The sequence below is a fragment of the Rhodobacter sp. genome, assembly GCA_020637515.1.
Classification (GTDB): Bacteria; Pseudomonadota; Alphaproteobacteria; order Rhodobacterales; family Rhodobacteraceae; genus Pararhodobacter.
In genome coordinates this window covers 26,289-43,478 of the sequence record JACKKG010000001.1, presented here as the reverse complement: position 1 = coordinate 43,478, position 17,190 = coordinate 26,289, and the positions used below count along the sequence as shown (strand labels likewise).

The following is a 17,190-nucleotide window of genomic DNA, read 5'->3' as shown; positions in this document are numbered from 1 at the left end:
TGTTGGAGTGTAGAAATGGCAACGATTTTTGGTTGGTTTGTCGATACCGTCATCGTCGCGGACCCCTCCGCGAGCCAGGAGGATTCCGCCTCGACGGCGCTGAACGCGCTCGAGGGGTCGTCCGTTGACGGAACGAATTTCATCAGCAGCATTTCCGCCACGACCAACGTCAACGGCTGGATGGAAGACGCCGACACCGATGAATCCACGTTCGGAGGCGCCATCGGGAACTCGAACACCGGTTCGGAATTCACGTTTGGCGGCATGACGAAAACCGTCGATGAATTCGTCAACTTTGGCGACAGCGAAGGCGGGGCGCCCAACACGATCACCTATGACGGCGTCCAATATCCCGTGGATACCATGGCCAACGTGCAGGTCGCGCTGTTCACCGACGGCACCTATATGGTGCTGTTCGATGACGCCGCGCTGAGCAACCTGGCCTCGACGCTGGGCGTGACCGAACTCGACCCGAACAAGCTGTCGATCAAGCTGGGCCAGAACGAGGACGGCGCGGGCACCACGCGAACCTACGCGACCAGCCCCTCCAACTATGACAACGTGGATATCTTTGCGGCGTCCGCGGCCACGCCTGTGCCCGATGGCGTCGTCAACGGCACCGAAACGAACGACACGATGGGCGTCGGCTATACCGACACCAACGGCGATCAGATCACCAGCGGCGACGACGTCATCGACGCCGGGGGCGGCAATGACATGATCGACGCGGGCGCCGGGAACGACGTTATCTACAGCGGCGCCGGATCGGACACGATCACCGGCGGCCTGGGCGACGACGTGGTCAACCTGGCGGCGGGTGGCCAGGACAGCTATATCATGGACAACGGGGGCGGCAACGACTCCATCGGGGGGTTCGAACTGCCCCTCGTTGACAGCTTTGGCAATGCCATCGCCTCGGTGGACGTGATCGATGCGCGCGGCATGGTCAATTCGTCGGGGATGCCGGTCCAGATTTCCGACCTGACGGTGACGGCCGATGTCGGTGGCAACGCGGTCATCAATTTTCCGAATGGCGAAACGATCACCTTGAAGTCGATCACGCCGGCGCAGCTGACCCCCTCGGTTCTGGAAAGGGCGGTTCTGGTTCAAGGGGGCGCAGCCGGAAACGGTCTGGTCGATGGCGCCGATGCGGGCCAGATCATGGGCGTCGGCTTTACCGACGGCGACGGCGACCAGATCACCGATGGCAACGACACCATCTACGGCAACGGTGGTGACGACACCATCGACGGCGGCGACGGTGTCAACAACATCGACGGCGGTCTCGGGAACGACACGTTCATCCTGGACGACGGCACCTATCAGGACAAGATCATCGGTGGCGACGAAGGCGGCGACACCGACAGCCTGGATGCCGGAACCGCCACCGGCAACATCTCGATGACCTTTACCGGCGACGAGACAGGCACCGCCAACATCGGCGCGACCGGGTATACCGAATTCTACGAGATCGAACGGGTCAACCTGGGATCGGGCAACGACACCGTCGATGCCTCGGCCACCACCACCGGCATCCAGTTGTCGAGCGGCGCCGGCGACGATTCGATCCTCGGGGGCTCGGGCGACGACGCGATCGACGCCGGCACCGGCAGCGATACCGTGCAGGGCGGGGCCGGCAACGACTCCATCACCCTGGGTCCGCTGGGCGACGGCAACGACGTGCTGGTGATGGGCGACGGCGACGGGAATGATACCGTGACCGGCTTCGACATGCCCATCGACAACGGCGACGGCACCTATACGCCGGTCGATCTGCTGGACCTGTCGGGCCTGACCGACGCCGGCGGCGCGCCGGTGGATGCCAGCGACGTCAGCGTGAGCGGCGACGGCCTGGGCAACACGCTGCTGTCCTTCCCCAACGGCGAATCGATCCTGCTGATGGGGGTCGATCCCGTCGGCGTGACCCCGGCAGTGCTGACCGCCATGGGGGTGCCCGCCCCGGCCGCGACGCCTGACGGCGTCGTCGATGGCACCGATACCGGCGAGACGATGAACGGCGGCTATGTCGATGCCGATGGCGACCAGATCGACAACAGCGGCAACGTCATCATGGCCAACGGCGGCGACGACACCGTTTATGGCGGCACGGGCGACGACACGATCGACGGCGGCGCCGGTCAGGACTGGATCTTTGCCGGCGACGGCAACGATCTGGCCTCGGGCGGGGCGGACAACGATTCGATCTGGGGCGACCTGGGCAACGACACGCTCTACGGCAACGACGGCGACGACAAGCTGATCGGCGGCGGCGGCGACGACCTGCTGACAGGCGGCACCGGCAACGACCTGCTCTATGGCGACGACGTCTTTGGCGATACCGGTGGCTGGGCCTCGACCGACACGCCCGAACCCAACTTCGGCAACGACACGCTGGTGCTGGATGGCGGCGATGATACCGCCTATGGCGGGTCCGGCGACGACACCTTCCAGATCTTTGACGGCTTCGGCAACGACCAGATCATCGGCGGCGAAGCGGGCGAAGTGGTCGGCGACACCATCGACGGGACCTCGCTGAACACCGGCGTCAACGTGACCTATTCCGGCGACGAGACGGGCACGATCAGCGATGGCAGCGCGACCATCGACTTCGTCGAGATCGAGAACCTGGACCTCGGCTCGGGCGACGACACGGTGCAGGTTCTGACCTCGACCACGGGGACGGTGAACGGTTCGGACGGGTTCGACACGCTGGACCTGCCGGTGGGCGCGCCAGGCGATCCCGCGCCGGTGGTCACGGTGACCTCGGAAACGCCCTATACCGGCACCGGTTTCCCGGGTGCGACGACCAAGTCGGGCTATGTCGATTTCCCCGACGGCAGCCGGATGTATTTTGAGAATTTCGAGGAAATCCTGTGCTTTACGCCGGGAATGCGGATCGACACGATGCGCGGCCTCGTGGCGGTCGAGGACCTGCAACCGGGTGACCGGGTGCTGACCCGCGACAACGGCTACCAGCCGCTGGCCTGGACCGGACGGCGCGATCTCAGCGCGGCCGAGGTCGCCCGCTGCCCGGCGGTGGCGCCGGTGCGGATCGCCGCCGGGGCGCTGGGCCGCGGCCTGCCCGAGCGCGACCTCGTCGTCTCGCCGCGCCACCGGATGCTGATCACCGGCGCCCGCGCCGAGCTGATGTTCGGCGAGCGCGAGGTGCTGGTGGCGGCCGCCGATCTGCTGGGCCTGCCGGGCGTGCAGCAGGACGCGGTCGGGCCGGTCAGCTACATCCACGTGATGTGCGACTCGCACGAGATCATCCGCGCCGAGGGCGCCTGGAGCGAAAGCTTCCAGCCGGCCGAGGCGGTGCTGAACGCGCTGGACGCGGCGACCCGCGAGGAGTTGCTGGGCCTGTTCCCGGCGCTGGGCACCGAGGCCGGCCGCCAGGGCTTTGCCGCGGCGCGCCCGGTGCTGTCGGGGGCCGAGGCGAAGGTGCTGTTCGCGGCCTGATCGCGTCCCGGTCGCCGCAACGAGGGGCCGTCCCGTCAGGGGCGGCCCATGGCGTTGGCGCCGCGCGGTTCCGGGACCGCCCGCCCGTGTCGGCTGCGGGCCAAGGGGGTTTTCCACCCCCTTGGAACCCCCGAGGATATTTCCGGCACAAAGAAGGGGCGCGGTGTGGGCTCTTTTCGCGGCGGCGCGGGCGGCGTATAGGCAGCGCATGAGCCAGAACCCGCCCAATCTCCGCCCCGACCTGGCGCCGCGTGCGCTGATCCAGGATGCGCCCCGCCCCGCGGGACGCGACCGCCAGCCGACGGTGGGCATGGTCAGTCTGGGCTGTCCCAAGGCGCTGGTGGACAGCGAGCGGATCCTGACGCGCCTCAGGGCCGAGGGCTATGCGATCAGCCCCGACTATCGCGGCGCCGATGCGGTGATCGTCAACACCTGCGGCTTTCTGGACAGTGCCAAGGCCGAGAGCCTGGAGGCGATCGGCGAGGCGCTGCGCGAGAACGGGCGGGTGATCGTCACCGGCTGCCTGGGCGCCGAGCCGGCGTATATCACCGGCGCGCATCCCAAGGTTCTGGCGGTGACGGGCCCGCATCAATACGAGCAGGTGCTGGACGCCGTGCATGACGCGGTGCCGCCCGCACCGGACCCGTTCATCGACCTGCTGCCGCCCGCTGGCGTCAAGCTGACGCCCCGGCATTTCAGCTATCTGAAGATCTCGGAGGGCTGCAACCACCACTGCAAATTCTGCATCATCCCCGACATGCGCGGCCGCCTGGTCAGCCGCCCGGCCCACGCCGTGCTGCGAGAGGCCGAGAAGCTGGTCGAGGCCGGGGTGCGCGAGCTTCTGGTGATCTCGCAGGACACCTCGGCCTATGGCGTCGATCTGAAACACGCCGAGGAGCGCGGGCACCGGGCCCATATCACCGATCTGGCGCGTGATCTTGGCAGCCTGGGCGCCTGGGTTCGGTTGCATTATGTCTATCCCTATCCGCATGTGCGCGACCTGATTCCGCTGATGGCAGAGGGGTTGGTGCTGCCGTATCTGGACATCCCCTTCCAGCACGCGCATCCCGACACGCTGAAACGCATGGCACGCCCGGCGGCGGCGGCGAAGACGCTGGACGAGATCGCCCGCTGGCGCGCCGATTGCCCCGAGATCACACTGCGCTCGACCTTCATTGTCGGCTATCCGGGCGAGACCGAGGCCGAGTTCCAGACCCTGCTGGACTGGCTGGACGAGGCGCAGCTCGACCGGGTGGGGTGCTTCCAGTACGAGAATGTGAAGGGCGCGCGTTCGAACGATCTGCCCGACCATGTGCCCGACGACGTGAAGCAGGACCGCTGGGACCGGTTCATGGCGAAAGCCCAGGCGATCAGCGAGGCGAAGCTGGCGGCCAAGGTGGGGCGCGTCTTGCCGGTGATCGTGGACACGGTCGATGACGAGGGCGCGACCTGCCGCACCCAGGCCGATGCCCCCGAGATCGACGGCAACCTGTTCATCGACGAGGGGTTCGCGGCGTTGAACCCGGGCGACATCGTAAAGGTCCTGGTGGACGAGGCCTCGGACTATGATCTCTGGGGGCGGATCGTCGAATAAGTGACAGGGCTCAGAGCCCGCGAAATGTCAGATATTCGGTGATGAGCGCCGCCACATCGGCCGGTTTCTGGTGACAGATCCAGTGATCGGCGCCGGCCAGGCGGCGGATCGTCAGGTCGGTGCACCAGGTGTCCAGCCCATCCAGAGAGACCGGCAGCAGCGCCGCGTCATCCTCGCCCCAGATCACCAGATGCGGCATCGCGATGCGTCCGGCGGCGGCGGGCAGCAGGGGCAGGTCCAGCGGCTGGTCAGGCCTGGCCACCCGCAGGGGCGTCGCGCGATACCAGTTCAGCATGCCCGTCAGCCGCCCCGGACGGGACCATTCGGCGCGATAGCGATCCAGCACCGCGCCGGACAGCCAGCGCATGTCCATCTTGGCCGCGAACAGCCGTTGCAGCCCGGCGAAACCGTCGGCCGACAGGCGATCCTCGGCGCCGGGGTCGCGCAGATAGTCGATATAGGCCGACGCCCGGGATTGCGCGCCGCCGCGCGCCAGCTCGCGCTGGAAGGGCCCGGGATGCACCCCGTTCACCACGATCAGCGCCGAGATCAGTTCGGGCCGCCGGATCGCCAGCGCATAGGCCACCGCCGCGCCCCAGTCGTGCGCCACCACGGGCACCGGGGCACCCAGGCCCTCGATCAGCGTGGCGATGTCGCCGGTCAGCGCGCCGATGCGATAGGCATCGACCGCGGGCGGGGCGGGGCTTTGCCCGTAGCCGCGCTGGTCGGGGGCGATGCAGCGATAGCCGGGCAGCTGCGCCGCGACCTCGGCCCAGGCGCCCCCGTATTCGGGAAAGCCGTGCAGCATCAGAAGCGGCGGGGCATCGGGCGGCCCCCAGGTGTGCAGATGGAGCGCGGACATGGTCCTGACCCTCGCGCCGATCCCCCGGGCTTGTCAACGTGGGACGCGGTGGCCCCCGGCCGCGGGCCGCAGTTCAGGCTTGCACCCGACGATGGCCGCGTCCACCTTGGCCAAAACGGAGGAACGCGGATGCCGAAAGCCTATTGGGTCGCCCATGTCGATGTCGAGGACGCCGAAATCTATGGCCGCTACCGCGAGGCCAACGCGGTCGCCTTTGAAAAATACGGCGCCCGGTTCCTGATCCGGGGCGCGCCGCAGCAACTGATGGAGGGCGACTGCCGCGCCCGCACCGTGGTGATCGAGTTCAAGGACATGGAAACCGCGCTGGCCTGCTTCCACTCGCCCGAATATCAGGCGGCCAAGGCGATCCGCGAGCCGATCTCGAGCGCGGACATGGTCATCGTCGAAGGGTATGAGGGCTAGTCAAGCGCGCCGCCCCGGCCTATACCGGCGCCGTTCCAGCGACGGATAAGCCCATGCGCAGCGCCACCATCACCCGCAAGACCAGCGAGACCGAGATATCCGTCACGCTCGATGTCGACGGCTCGGGCCGCTATGACAACCAGACCGGGGTCGGTTTCTTTGACCACATGCTGGACCAGCTGGCCCGGCACGCGCTGTTCGACCTGACTGTGCGCGCCGACGGCGACCTGCATATCGACGACCACCACACGGTCGAGGATACGGGCATCGCCCTGGGCCAGGCGCTGGCCCAGGCGCTGGGCGACAAGCGCGGCATCCGCCGGTATGGCGAATGCGCGCTGCCGATGGACGATGCGCAGGTGCGCTGCGCCCTGGACCTGTCGGGCCGGCCGTTCCTGGTGTGGAACGTCAGCCTGCCGACGCAGAAGATCGGCACCTTCGACAGCGAGCTGGTGCGCGAGTTCTTCCAGGCCTTCAGCACGCATGGCGGCATCACGCTGCACCTGGACCAGGTGCACGGCGTGAACAGCCACCACATCGCCGAGGCCGCGTTCAAGGCCGCCGCGCGCGCCTTGCGCGACGCCTGCGCGATCGACCCGCGCAAGGCCGACGCCGTGCCCTCGACCAAGGGCACGCTGTAAATCATGTTGACGGTTCTGGTGGATTACGAAAGCGGCAATCTGCATTCGGCGCAGAAGGCCTTTGAACGCATGGCCAGCGAAACCGGCGGCGGCCGCGTGCTGGTCACCAACCGGCCCGAGGACGTCCTGAGGGCCGACCGAATCGTGCTGCCCGGGGATGGCGCGTTTCCGGCCTGCCGGCGCGAACTCGATGCGGTGCCCGGCATGACCCAGGCCCTGACCGAGGCCGTGATCGACCGCGGCCGGCCCTTCCTGGGCATCTGCGTCGGGATGCAGTTGCTGGCGACCGCCGGTCACGAATACACCGATACCCCGGGCCTGGACTGGATCGGCGGTGACGTGGTGCGCATCACCCCCGCCGACCCGGCGTTGAAGGTGCCGCACATGGGCTGGAACGACATGGTGCTGGACCGCCCGCATCCGGTTCTGGCCGGGCTGGCGACGGGCGATCACGCCTATTTCGTGCATTCCTACCGCTTTCAGGTGTCGGACCCGGCGCATCTGCTGGCGCATGTCGATTACGGCGGGCCGGTTACGGCCATCGTCGGGCGGGACAACATTCTGGGGACCCAGTTCCACCCGGAAAAGAGCCAGGCGGCGGGACTCCGCCTGATCGCGAATTTCCTGGCGTGGCGGCCCTGAACGCACGGGATTGTCGGTTTTCGTGAGGGCAGAGTTTTGCTAGCTCTCGCTCAATGGGCAGAGGGACAACGCATGGCGCAGGCGCAACCGCACGAACGCATCCAGTATATCGTCGAGGGCGGGCATCGGCTTTCGGGCACGATCGAACCGTCGGGCAACAAGAACGCGGCGCTGCCCATTGTCGCGGCGGCGCTGCTGACTGACCAGACGGTCACGCTGACCAATGTGCCGCGGATCCGCGACATCGAGGTCCTGGTCGAACTGATCCAGTCCGTCGGCGCCGAGGCCCGCTGGCTGGACCGCAACGCGCTGGAAATCCGCGCCGCCCGGTTGCGCCCCGCCGATCTGGACCCCGATCTTTGCGCGCGCGTGCGGGCGTCGATCCTGTTGGCCGGGCCGATGCTGGCGCGCTGTGGCGAAGTGGTGCTGCCCCCTCCGGGCGGCGATGTCATCGGCCGGCGCCGGGTCGATACGCATTTCCTGGCGCTCGAACAACTCGGCGCCGAGATCAGCGTGAACGGGCATTACCGGTTCAAGGCCGCGCGCCTGCGCGGCGCCGACGTGTTCCTGGATGAACCCTCGGTCACCGCGACCGAGAACGCCTTGTGCGCCGCCGTCTGCGCCGAGGGGGTGACGATCCTGCGCAACTGCGCCTCGGAGCCGCATGTGCAGGATCTGGCGCGCTTCCTGATGGCGATGGGCGCCACGATCGAGGGCATCGGCACCAACACGATGACGATTCGCGGCGGCGCGCCGCTCAGCGGCTGCACGCACCGCATCGGCCCCGATCACATCGAGGTCGGCTCGCTGATAGGCCTGGCGGCGGTTACAAAATCCGAGATCACGATCCGCAACGCGGGCGTCGAGCATCTGCGATCGACCCTGATGGGGTTCGGCCGGCTGGGCATCCGCTGCGAGGTGCGGGGCGACGACCTGTTCATCCCGGCGGGACAGGAAATGCGCGTGCAGGCCGATTTCGGCGGCCATATCCCGACGATCTCGGACCAGCCCTGGCCCGCGTTCCCCGCCGACACGATGTCGATTGCCATCGTCACCGCGACGCAATGCGAAGGCGTGGTGATGATGTTCGAAAAGATGTTCGAAAGCCGGATGTTCTTTGTCGACAAGCTGATCGCGATGGGGGCGCGGATCGTGCTGTGCGACCCGCACCGCGCGATCGTCGCGGGCCCGTCGTCGATGCGCGGGGCGCGGCTGGAAAGCCCCGATATCCGCGCCGGCATGGCGATGCTGATCGCCGCGATGTGCGCCGAGGGGACCTCGACCATCAACAACGCGCAGCAGATCGAGCGCGGCTATGAACGCATCGACGAGCGGCTGAACGCGATGGGCGCGAAGATCACCCGCGTGCCGCCCCGCGCCTGATACCGGCCGATACCAGTCGGCAGCCGCGCGACGCTTGCCACCCGCGCCAGGCCGCCGTCGCGCGACACCCCGGCGGCGCGGGCGGGGTTTGCGGGACGGGGCAGGGGGGCCTTGCCCCCCTCGGCCTGACGGCCTCACCCCCCAGGATATTTGTGGCACAAAGAAGGGCGGGCGCGGCGCATCAGGGCCTGGGTCGGGGGGCCACCGGTGGTCGTGCCCCATAGGCATCCCCTCGACGGCGGCGTGGGCCAGCCGAGGGGAACGGAGGGCTCAGACGCCTTCGTCGAAGGGTTCGAAACTGTCCGCGCTGGCACGGCGCCAGCGCTTCATGTAGCCGAACCGCTCGTCGTCCTCGCGCAGCAGGAAACCGTCGGGCATGTAGGGATAGACATCCTCGCCGGTGACCATCTCGCGCTCGTTCTCGCGCATCATCAGGTGCCAGGGCAGGAACCCCGACGGGTGGGTCAGCCCCGCCGCCCCCGTCATGTCGCCCAGCGCCTTCAGCGTGTTGCGGTGGAAATTGGCGACGCGCTGGGCCTTGTCGGGGACCACCAGTGCGCGCTGGCGGCTTTTGTCCTGGGTGGCGACGCCGGTCGGGCAGTGGTTGGTGTGGCACGATTGCGCCTGGATGCAGCCGATCGAGAACATGAAGCCGCGCGCCGAGTTGGCCCAGTCGGCCCCCAGGGCCAGCGCCTTGGCGATGTCGAAGGCGGTGACCAGCTTGCCCGAGGCGCCGATCTTCACCCGGTCGCGCAGACTGGCGCCGCGCAGTGCGTTATGGGCAAACGTCAATCCATCGACCAGCGGCATTCCCATGTGGTTGGCGAATTCCAGCGGCGCGGCGCCGGTGCCGCCTTCCTTGCCATCGACGACGATGAAATCGGGGGTGATGCCGGTTTTCAGCATCGCCTTGACCATGCACATGAATTCGCGCCTGTGGCCGATGCACAGTTTGAAGCCCACGGGCTTGCCATCCGACAATTCGCGCAGCCGTGCGATGAATTGCATCAGTTCGACCGGGGTGGAAAAGGCCGAATGCCCGTCGGGCGAATGGCAATCGACCCCCATGGGCACGCCGCGCGCCTCGGCGATTTCGGGGGTGATCTTGGCGGCGGGCAGGATGCCGCCCTGTCCCGGTTTCGCGCCCTGGCTCAGCTTGATCTCGATCATCTTGACCTGGGGGTCGGCCGCGACCTGGCGGAACAGGTCGGGGTCGAACTGTCCGTCGGGGGTGCGGCAGCCGAAATACCCGGTGCCGATCTCGTAGATCAGGTCGCCGCCGCCCGCGCGGTGATAGCGCGAGATCCCCCCCTCGCCCGTGTCATGGGCGAATCCGCCGATCCTGGCGCCGCGATTGAGCGCCGAGATCGCGTTGGCGGACAGCGCGCCAAAGGACATGGCCGAGATGTTGTAAAGCGACAGATCGTAGGGGTGTTTGCAGTCGGGCCCGCCGATCCGCACGCGGAAATCCGAATTCTCGATCTTGCGCGGGCGGATCGAGTGGGTGAGCCATTGATAGCCGCCGTCGTAGACGCTGACCTTGGTGCCGAAGGGGCGCTTGTCCTCGACATTCTTGGACCGCTGGTAGACGATGTTGCGCGCTTCGCGCGAGAAGGGTTCCTCGTCGAAATCGCTTTCGAGGAGATACTGGCGGATCTCGGGCCGGATCATTTCGAAGAAATAGCGCAGGTGGCCCAGGATCGGATAGTTGCGCAAGATCGCGTGCCGGGTTTGCAGCATGTCGTAGATCCCCAGCGCCGCCAGGGCGCCGAAAATCGCCAGAGGCAACCAGAAGGCGCCGGACCAGGTCAGCGCCACGGCCGAGGCCAGCGCCAGCACGACGCAGGCGATCAAGGTGGAAAAGCGCAGCAGGCGCGAAAACATGACAACTCCCCGTTCGGCGCCCCGTTTGTGGTGCGTCGCCGGCAGTCTGTTCCGCGGGTATTGCGAAACGGTGAAGACCGCCGGGCGCGTCGGGGCACTGCCGGAACCCTAGCCAGAGCGCGCCGGTGTGGCCACCCTGAATTCCGGGTCAGCGGAATTGCGGCGGACGTTTCTGCATCCCGGCCATCACCGCCTCGATCTGGTTGGGCGAACCGATGATCGCGGCCTGGAGGCGCGCCTCGAGCGCGAGCGCGGAATCATCGCCGGGCCAGGCGGCGCGCACCAGCGCCTTGGCGCCGCGCGCGGCCTCGGGCGAGCGGGCGGCGATGTCGCGGGCGAGGGCGCGCGCGGCCTCGAGCGGATGTTCGGCCAGGCGGGTCACCAGACCCAGCGCCTGGGCCTCGGGCGCGGCCACCACGCGGGCCGAAAGGATCAGCTCCAGCGCCTGGTCGGCGCGCATCAGCCCCGGCAGCAGTTTCGTCAGCCCCATGTCGGGGATCAGGCCCCAGCGCATTTCCATGATGGAAAGCTGCGTGTCCGGCGCCGCGATGCGGAGGTCGGCGCCCAACGCCAGTTGCATCCCCGCGCCATAGGTCACCCCGTGCAGCGCCGCGATCACCGGCACCGGCAGATCGGCCCAGACGGTGCAGGGCCGCTGAAAACGGTTCGCGGGCTGGCCGGGCGGCGGGGTGACGATCTCGGACCGCAGCGCATCGAGATTGCCGGCGAACCCGGCCAGCATCGCCGTGTCGATGCCCGCGCTGAACGCGCGCCCGGCGCCGGTCAGCACCACCGCGCGCAGGTCGGGTTCGTCGATCAGCCGCTCGCCTGCCGCGGCGATCTGGGTGAACATCGCCTCGTCCCAGGCGTTCATCTTGTCGGCGCGGTTCAAGGTGACCTCGGCCACGCCGTTCTCGATGGTGATCGTCACGCGGGTGTCGGTCATGGTGTCCCCTTTGCCTGATCCGGGCAGGCTGACGCAGGGGCCGCGCGACGGCAAGCGGAACGTCGCGGCACTCAGGTCGTGAACCACCACAGCCGGGTCAGGTGGAAAAAGGCGGGCGCGGCGAAGATCACGCTGTCGAGCTGGTCCAGGAACCCGCCCTGGCCGGGGATCAAGTGCGACCAGTCCCTGAGCCCGCGGTCGCGCTTTATCGCGCGCAGCACCAGGCTGCCGGCTTGCCCCGCGGCCGAGGCGATCGCCGCCAGGCCCGCCGCCGCCAGCGGGCCGAAGGGCGTGAGCCACGACAGCGCCAGCCCCATCAGTGCGGCCGCCGCCACCCCCCAGGCGGCGCCTTCCCAGGTCTTGGCGGACAGTCCGGGCACGATGCGGTGGCGCCCGGTGCGCCGGCCCAGGTAGAAATCGGCCAGGTCCCCGGTCTGCACCACCAGCACCAGAAAGGCGATCAGCAGCAACCCGCGCCCCGTGCTGCCGGGCAGTTCCAGCCACATCAGCGCCGGGATGTGGCTGAGACAGAAGACCGCGATCATCAGCCCCCATTGGGTTTCCGACACCCGCGCAAGGAACCGCTCGGTCGAACCCCTGAGCACCGAGACGAAGGGCAGCAGCAGGAACACATAGACCGGGATGAACACGGTGAAGGTGCGTTGAAGGTCGAAGAACACCAGCAGGAATTGCGCGGGCAGCAGGATGTAGAAGGCCAGCGCCAGGGTCAGGTGATCGGCCCGTGTGCGCGACGAATAGGTGTAGAATTCGCGCAGCGCCGCGAACGAGGCTGTCGCGAACAGCAAGATCACCGCCCACCGCCCCGCCAACATCGCCAGCGTGAACAGGATCACCATCGCCCACCAGCTGTCCACCCGCGCCATGAACACCTCGATCGCGGGATCGGGCGCGGCGCGACGGGCGCGCATCCGTTCGCCCAGAACGGTGAGCGCCAGCAACAGCAGCGACACGGCCAGCGCCAGAAGGGCGATATCGCGGGTGAGCGGGCTCATGCCGGGTCCTCGGGGCGCAATGCCAGCAGGGCGGCGGCGGCGCGCGTCAGAAAGGCGCCGCGGTCTTCGTCCGGGCGCAGCGCGACGGGTTCGCCAAAGATGACGCTGCACATCAGCGGCAGCGGGATCACCTCGCCCTTGGGCATGACCGCGTTCAGGTTGGCGATCCAGGTCGGCACCAGTTCGACGTCGGGCCGCGCCACGGCGATGTTGTGAAGCCCGGCCTTGAAGGGTTTCAGCGGTTCGGGCCCCTGGTTGCGCAACCCCTCGGGAAACAGGATCAGCGAATCGCCGGCTTCCAGCGCGGTCAGGATCGCGGCCATCGGGTCCTCGGTCCGGGCCTCGGGGCGACGGTCGATCAGAACCGCGCGGAACACCTCGGCCCCAGCAAAGCGGCGCAGGCCGCTGGTCAGCCAATAGTCCGCCGCCGCGACCGGCCGGGTGCGCAGGCGCAGGGCATGCGGCAGGACGGACCAGATCATCGGCATGTCGGCGTTCGACACATGGTTGGCGAAATAGACCCGCTGTCGCGGCGCGGGGCCGACGCCGCGCCATTCGGCGTGCACCGCGGTGATGGCCCGGGCGAACAGCACCAGACCTTGCCCGGTAACCCGGGCCGCGAAGCGACGAAGAGGCGCGGACCACGACATGCGCGCATCATGCGACGGCGCGCGCGGTCTGCCTAGCGTCTTTGCAGCGCGCCGCCGATCCACGCAAGCGTGAGGGTGGCGCGCCTTGTGCACGACTCGCGCGATGGTATCATGACCGGGGTTTCGGCGTTGGAGGTGCGTATGCGTTGGATTTTCAGGCTGCTCGGGCTGGTTGTCGTGCTGATCGCGCTGGCGGTCGGCGCCTTGTTCCTGTTGCCGGCCGATCGCATCGCACAACTGGCCGCCCGCCAGTTCGAGGCCGCGACCGGCCGCCAGCTGACCATCGCGGGCGGCGTCACGCCCACCTTCTGGCCGGTGCTGGGCGCCCGGGTCGAGGGCGTGACACTGGCCAACGCGCCCGGCGCGCAAGGCGGGCCGATGCTGGTGGCGGATTCGGTCGATCTGGGGGTCGATCTGTCGGCGCTGTGGGGCGGTTCGGTCGTTGTGCGCCGGTTCGAGGCCCGCAATCCGCAGATCGTGCTGGAGCGGGACGCGAACGGACAGGGGAACTGGGTGTTCTCGGGGCTGGGCGCCACGCAGGACACGACGGTCAGCGACAGCGGCGCGGGGGTCCTGCCGCCGATCTCGCTGGATCGCGCGCAGATCGAGGGCGCAAGCCTCAGGTTCATCGACCACCAGGCGGGCACGGATGTGACCGTGCAGGGGGTCACGCTGGACCTGTCCATGCCCGAGGCTGGCGGTGCCGCGACGCTCACGCTGAATGTGGCGAACAACGGCCAGCAAGCGACGGTGCGCGCGACCCTGGGCTCGGTCGAGCAATTGCTGGCGGGGCAGGTCGTGCCGGTCACCGCGGCGATCGAGGCCTCGGGTGCGCAGGGAACCTTTGACGGGCGCATGGGGGTGCAGCCGGTCGCGGCCGAGGGGCGTATTGCGCTGGACATCCGCCAATTGGCGCCTTTGCTGGCGCTTGCGGGGGCCGGCGGGGCCGAGGTCCTGCCCGACGCCGCGCGCCCGCTCTCGCTGGCGGGGCAGTTCACCCTGGCGCCGGCTGGCAGCATCCATCTGCGCGACGGCGCGTTGGGGGTCGGCGTGAACCGCCTGGCGCTGGCGCTGGACACCACCTTTGACGGACCCCGGCCGCAGGTCTCGGGCACGATCAGCGCCGACAGCCTGGACCTGTCGGGGTTCACCTCGGGCAACGGCACGAGCAACGGCGGCGGCGCGGCGGCGGCGGGCGCGGGCTGGCCGACCAATCGTATCGACGCCTCGGCGCTCGGGATCGCGGACGCGCAGATCGGCCTGACGCTGGGCCCGGTGAACACCGGCTACGGCACCCTGGACAGCCTGCGCGGCAGCCTGACGATCGAGCGGTCGCGCGGCGTCCTGACGATTTCGGAACTGCGCGGGTTCGACGGCACGGGCTCGGGCGAACTGGTGGCAAACAACCGCAACGGGCTGTCGGTGGGCGGCAACCTCAGCCTGCAAGGGGTGAGCCTGCTTTCGGCGCTGCGCCAGTCGCTGGGGTTCGAGCGGCTCAGCGGCACGGCCTCGGCCAATCTGCGGTTCCTGGGGGTCGGCAATTCCGTGGATGCGATCATGCGCAGCCTGGAAGGGCAGGGGCAGATCCGCTTCGGCCGGGGCGAGATCCTGGGCTTCGATCTGTCCAGCATGTTGCGCAATCTGGATCCGTCGGCCATCGGCGCCGGCAATTCGACGATCTATGACAGCATCGGCGCCAGTTTCACCATGAACGGCGGCGTGCTGACCAACCAGGACCTGGCGCTCGAGGCCAGTCTGCTGGCGGTGCGCGGGCAGGGCACGGTCGATCTGGGCAACCAGACGCTGGATTATCGCGTCACGCCCGAGGCGATGCGCAACGCCGACACCGGCGAGGCGCTGCGCGTGCCCCTGCTGATCACCGGCCCGTGGTCCGAGCCGCGCTTCCGGCTGGACCTGGAAGGGTTGGCCGAACAGCGTCTGCGCGAAGAACAGGACCGCCTGCGCGCCCGCGCCGAGGAAGAAGCGCAGCGGCTGGAAGACCAGGCCCGCGCCCGGGTGCAGGACGCGGTGCAGCAACAACTGGGCGTGACCCAGCAAGAGGGCCAGTCGGCTGAGGACGCGCTGCGCCAGGGCGTCGAGGATCGCGCCCGCGAGGGGTTGCTGCGGCTTCTGGGCGGTGGCGGCGGTCAGGCCGAGGCCCCGGCCGCCGGCAACTGAGCGCGCGCGCCCCGTTCGCGTGCGCCCTCAGGCGCGGATATAGTGCAGCCGGTCGAAGCGCGCGCGCAGCGCCCGCGTGCGCGGGGCGACGCTGGCCGGGTCGTTGGATCTGAGGGCCTCGGCCACAAGCGCGGCGATCTCGGGGATGTCCGCGACCGTCACGCCCCAGCGCACCAGTTCCGGCGTGCCGATCCTGAGCCCGTTCAGATCGCCCGCCACCGGCGCGATGGGCAGGCCGATGCCGCAGGCCAGGAAACCCGCCGCCTCCAGCGTCCGCGACGCCGCCTGCCCGCCGCCGAACCCGGCCGCTTCGACCGCGAACTGGTGCGAGGTGGTAAAGCCCCGCTCGGCGCCGAACACCGGAAGGCCGGCGTCGGACAGCGCCTGTGCGAACGCCTGCGCGGTGTCGATCATGGCCCGGGCATAGGCCGGCCCAAAGGCCCGCCAATCCAGCAGCGAGATCGCCAGCGCCGCCGATTTCGCCGCGTCGAAATTCGCCGTCATGCCCGGAAAGGCGATCCTGTCCAGTCGCTCGGCGATGGCGGCATCGCGGGTCACAATCAGCCCGCCCGCCGGTCCGCCCAGCGATTTGTAGGTGCTCATGGTCATCAGGTCGGCGCCCTCGGCCAACGGGTTGGCCCAGGCCTTGCCGGCGATGATCCCGCATTGATGGGCCGCATCGAAGAGAACCTTGGCGCCCACCTCGTCGGCGATGGCGCGGACATCGGCCACGGGATGCGCAAACAGGTTCAGGCTGCCGCCGACGGTGATGACCTTGGGCCGCACGCGCAGGGCCAGCGCGCGCAGCGCCTCCAGATCGACCGTGTAGCCGTCGGCGTTCACCGGGGCGGGATGCGTGACCAGGCCGTATAGTCCGGCGCAGCCGTCGGCGTGGTGGGTCACATGCCCGCCGATCGAAGCCGGCGGCGCGATGATCGCGTCGCCCGGTTTGGCCAGCGCCATGAACCCATACAGGTTGGCCAGCGCCCCCGAGGGCACGCGGATCTCGGCGTGCGTGGCATCGAAGACCTCGGCCGCGAGTTCGGCGGCGATGACCTCGATCTCTTCGATGGCTTGCAGGCCCATCTCGTATTTGTCGCCCGGATAGCCCAGCGAGGGGCGAGAACCGAGGCCCCTGGCCAGCGCGGCCTCGGCGCGGGGGTTCATCACGTTGGTCGCCGGGTTCAGGTTGAAATTGTCGCGCTCGTGGATTTGCTGATTGCGCGCGATCAGCGATTCGATGCGGGCATCGACCGCGGAATCGTCGGCGCGCGCCGTTTCGGCGGCGATCGTCTGGACGCGGGCCTCACAGGCGGCGGGCACCCAGGGGCGGGCGGTGAGATGGGGCATGGCGGGTCTCCTTTTCCCCAGAATGCGGCGCGCGGGGGCTTGAGCGCAAATCCCTTTTTCTGTTGCCTGAGGCCCAGGAAATATGAGTCTGCGCATGTCCCTTGCCCCGCCCCCGCCCCGACTGCCGCCGCTGGCCCATCTGGCCACGCTGGTCGCGGTCGTGCA

13 protein-coding genes are annotated in these 17,190 nt (G+C 68.6%); 7 read left to right on the top strand and 6 right to left on the bottom strand.

Translation table 11 applies throughout. The features are described from left to right. The first annotated feature begins 15 nt into the window (after positions 1–15). Together H6900_00190 and rimO are read left to right on the top strand one after the other, a co-directional pair. Positions 16–3,459: a Hint domain-containing protein gene (locus H6900_00190; protein ID MCC0071684.1), complete on the top strand. Its 3,444-nt coding sequence runs from the start codon at positions 16–18 to the stop codon at positions 3,457–3,459. Positions 3,460–3,667: 208 nt separating this feature from the next. Further along, positions 3,668–5,053: a 30S ribosomal protein S12 methylthiotransferase RimO gene (rimO, locus tag H6900_00185; GenBank protein ID MCC0071683.1), complete on the top strand. Its 1,386-nt coding sequence runs from the start codon at positions 3,668–3,670 to the stop codon at positions 5,051–5,053. A 10-nt stretch (positions 5,054–5,063) separates the two neighbouring features. Here rimO and H6900_00180 read toward each other — a convergent pair whose 3' ends face one another. After that, positions 5,064–5,915 (bottom strand): alpha/beta hydrolase, encoded by an 852-nt coding sequence (locus H6900_00180; GenBank protein MCC0071682.1) that lies wholly within the window; start codon positions 5,913–5,915, stop codon positions 5,064–5,066. A gap of 129 nt (positions 5,916–6,044) precedes the next feature. Here H6900_00180 and H6900_00175 point away from each other — a divergent pair, with 129 nt between their 5' ends. The 4 genes from H6900_00175 to murA all read left to right on the top strand — a co-directional run bounded on the left by H6900_00175 (position 6,045) and on the right by murA (position 9,004). Continuing rightward, positions 6,045–6,338, top strand: a complete 294-nt coding sequence (locus H6900_00175) for a DUF1330 domain-containing protein (GenBank protein MCC0071681.1) — start codon at positions 6,045–6,047, stop codon at positions 6,336–6,338. Positions 6,339–6,391: 53 nt separating this feature from the next. After that, on the top strand, positions 6,392–6,979 hold the full coding sequence (gene hisB / locus H6900_00170) for an imidazoleglycerol-phosphate dehydratase HisB (GenBank protein MCC0071680.1): 588 nt from the start codon (positions 6,392–6,394) through the stop codon (positions 6,977–6,979). Positions 6,980–6,982: 3 nt separating this feature from the next. Next, on the top strand, positions 6,983–7,621 hold the full coding sequence (gene hisH, locus H6900_00165; GenBank protein ID MCC0071679.1) for an imidazole glycerol phosphate synthase subunit HisH: 639 nt from the start codon (positions 6,983–6,985) through the stop codon (positions 7,619–7,621). 72 nt (positions 7,622–7,693) lie between these two features. Then, the gene (murA, locus tag H6900_00160) at positions 7,694–9,004 is read left to right on the top strand and encodes a UDP-N-acetylglucosamine 1-carboxyvinyltransferase (protein ID MCC0071678.1); all 1,311 of its coding nucleotides are present in this window, start codon (positions 7,694–7,696) and stop codon (positions 9,002–9,004) included. 270 nt (positions 9,005–9,274) lie between these two features. Here murA and H6900_00155 read toward each other — a convergent pair whose 3' ends face one another. From H6900_00155 to H6900_00140, 4 genes are all read right to left on the bottom strand, one after another. Then, on the bottom strand, positions 9,275–10,888 hold the full coding sequence (locus H6900_00155) for an FMN-binding glutamate synthase family protein (protein MCC0071677.1): 1,614 nt from the start codon (positions 10,886–10,888) through the stop codon (positions 9,275–9,277). A 148-nt stretch (positions 10,889–11,036) separates the two neighbouring features. Further along, positions 11,037–11,834, bottom strand: coding sequence for a crotonase/enoyl-CoA hydratase family protein (locus H6900_00150; protein MCC0071676.1), 798 nt, complete (start codon positions 11,832–11,834; stop codon positions 11,037–11,039). Between the two features lie 71 nt (positions 11,835–11,905). Beyond that, positions 11,906–12,847 carry a phosphatidate cytidylyltransferase gene (locus H6900_00145; protein ID MCC0071675.1) on the bottom strand — a complete coding sequence of 314 codons (942 nt, stop codon included), beginning with the start codon at positions 12,845–12,847 and terminating at the stop codon, positions 11,906–11,908. Further along, positions 12,844–13,497 carry a 1-acyl-sn-glycerol-3-phosphate acyltransferase gene (locus H6900_00140; protein ID MCC0071674.1) on the bottom strand — a complete coding sequence of 218 codons (654 nt, stop codon included), beginning with the start codon at positions 13,495–13,497 and terminating at the stop codon, positions 12,844–12,846. The genes H6900_00145 and H6900_00140 overlap by 4 nt, the downstream gene beginning before the upstream one ends. Before the next feature lie 141 nt (positions 13,498–13,638). On the opposite strand from H6900_00140, the gene H6900_00135 reads away from it, so the two are divergent. Next, a complete protein-coding gene (locus tag H6900_00135; GenBank protein ID MCC0071673.1) occupies positions 13,639–15,675 on the top strand; it encodes an AsmA family protein in 2,037 nt (678 codons plus the stop codon). Between the two features lie 27 nt (positions 15,676–15,702). On the opposite strand, the gene H6900_00130 is transcribed toward H6900_00135, so the two are convergent. Then, the gene (locus H6900_00130) at positions 15,703–17,025 is read right to left on the bottom strand and encodes an aminotransferase class I/II-fold pyridoxal phosphate-dependent enzyme (protein MCC0071672.1); all 1,323 of its coding nucleotides are present in this window, start codon (positions 17,023–17,025) and stop codon (positions 15,703–15,705) included. Positions 17,026–17,190: the final 165 nt, after the last annotated feature.

Coding starts and splice junctions, on each gene's coding strand:
- H6900_00190 (MCC0071684.1), top strand. CDS start 16: ATGGCAACGATTTTTGGTTGGTTTGTCGATACCGTCATCGTCGCGGAC.
- rimO (MCC0071683.1), top strand. CDS start 3,668: ATGAGCCAGAACCCGCCCAATCTCCGCCCCGACCTGGCGCCGCGTGCG.
- H6900_00180 (MCC0071682.1), bottom strand. CDS start 5,915: ATGTCCGCGCTCCATCTGCACACCTGGGGGCCGCCCGATGCCCCGCCG.
- H6900_00175 (MCC0071681.1), top strand. CDS start 6,045: ATGCCGAAAGCCTATTGGGTCGCCCATGTCGATGTCGAGGACGCCGAA.
- hisB (MCC0071680.1), top strand. CDS start 6,392: ATGCGCAGCGCCACCATCACCCGCAAGACCAGCGAGACCGAGATATCC.
- hisH (MCC0071679.1), top strand. CDS start 6,983: ATGTTGACGGTTCTGGTGGATTACGAAAGCGGCAATCTGCATTCGGCG.
- murA (MCC0071678.1), top strand. CDS start 7,694: ATGGCGCAGGCGCAACCGCACGAACGCATCCAGTATATCGTCGAGGGC.
- H6900_00155 (MCC0071677.1), bottom strand. CDS start 10,888: ATGTTTTCGCGCCTGCTGCGCTTTTCCACCTTGATCGCCTGCGTCGTG.
- H6900_00150 (MCC0071676.1), bottom strand. CDS start 11,834: ATGACCGACACCCGCGTGACGATCACCATCGAGAACGGCGTGGCCGAG.
- H6900_00145 (MCC0071675.1), bottom strand. CDS start 12,847: ATGAGCCCGCTCACCCGCGATATCGCCCTTCTGGCGCTGGCCGTGTCG.
- H6900_00140 (MCC0071674.1), bottom strand. CDS start 13,497: ATGTCGTGGTCCGCGCCTCTTCGTCGCTTCGCGGCCCGGGTTACCGGG.
- H6900_00135 (MCC0071673.1), top strand. CDS start 13,639: ATGCGTTGGATTTTCAGGCTGCTCGGGCTGGTTGTCGTGCTGATCGCG.
- H6900_00130 (MCC0071672.1), bottom strand. CDS start 17,025: ATGCCCCATCTCACCGCCCGCCCCTGGGTGCCCGCCGCCTGTGAGGCC.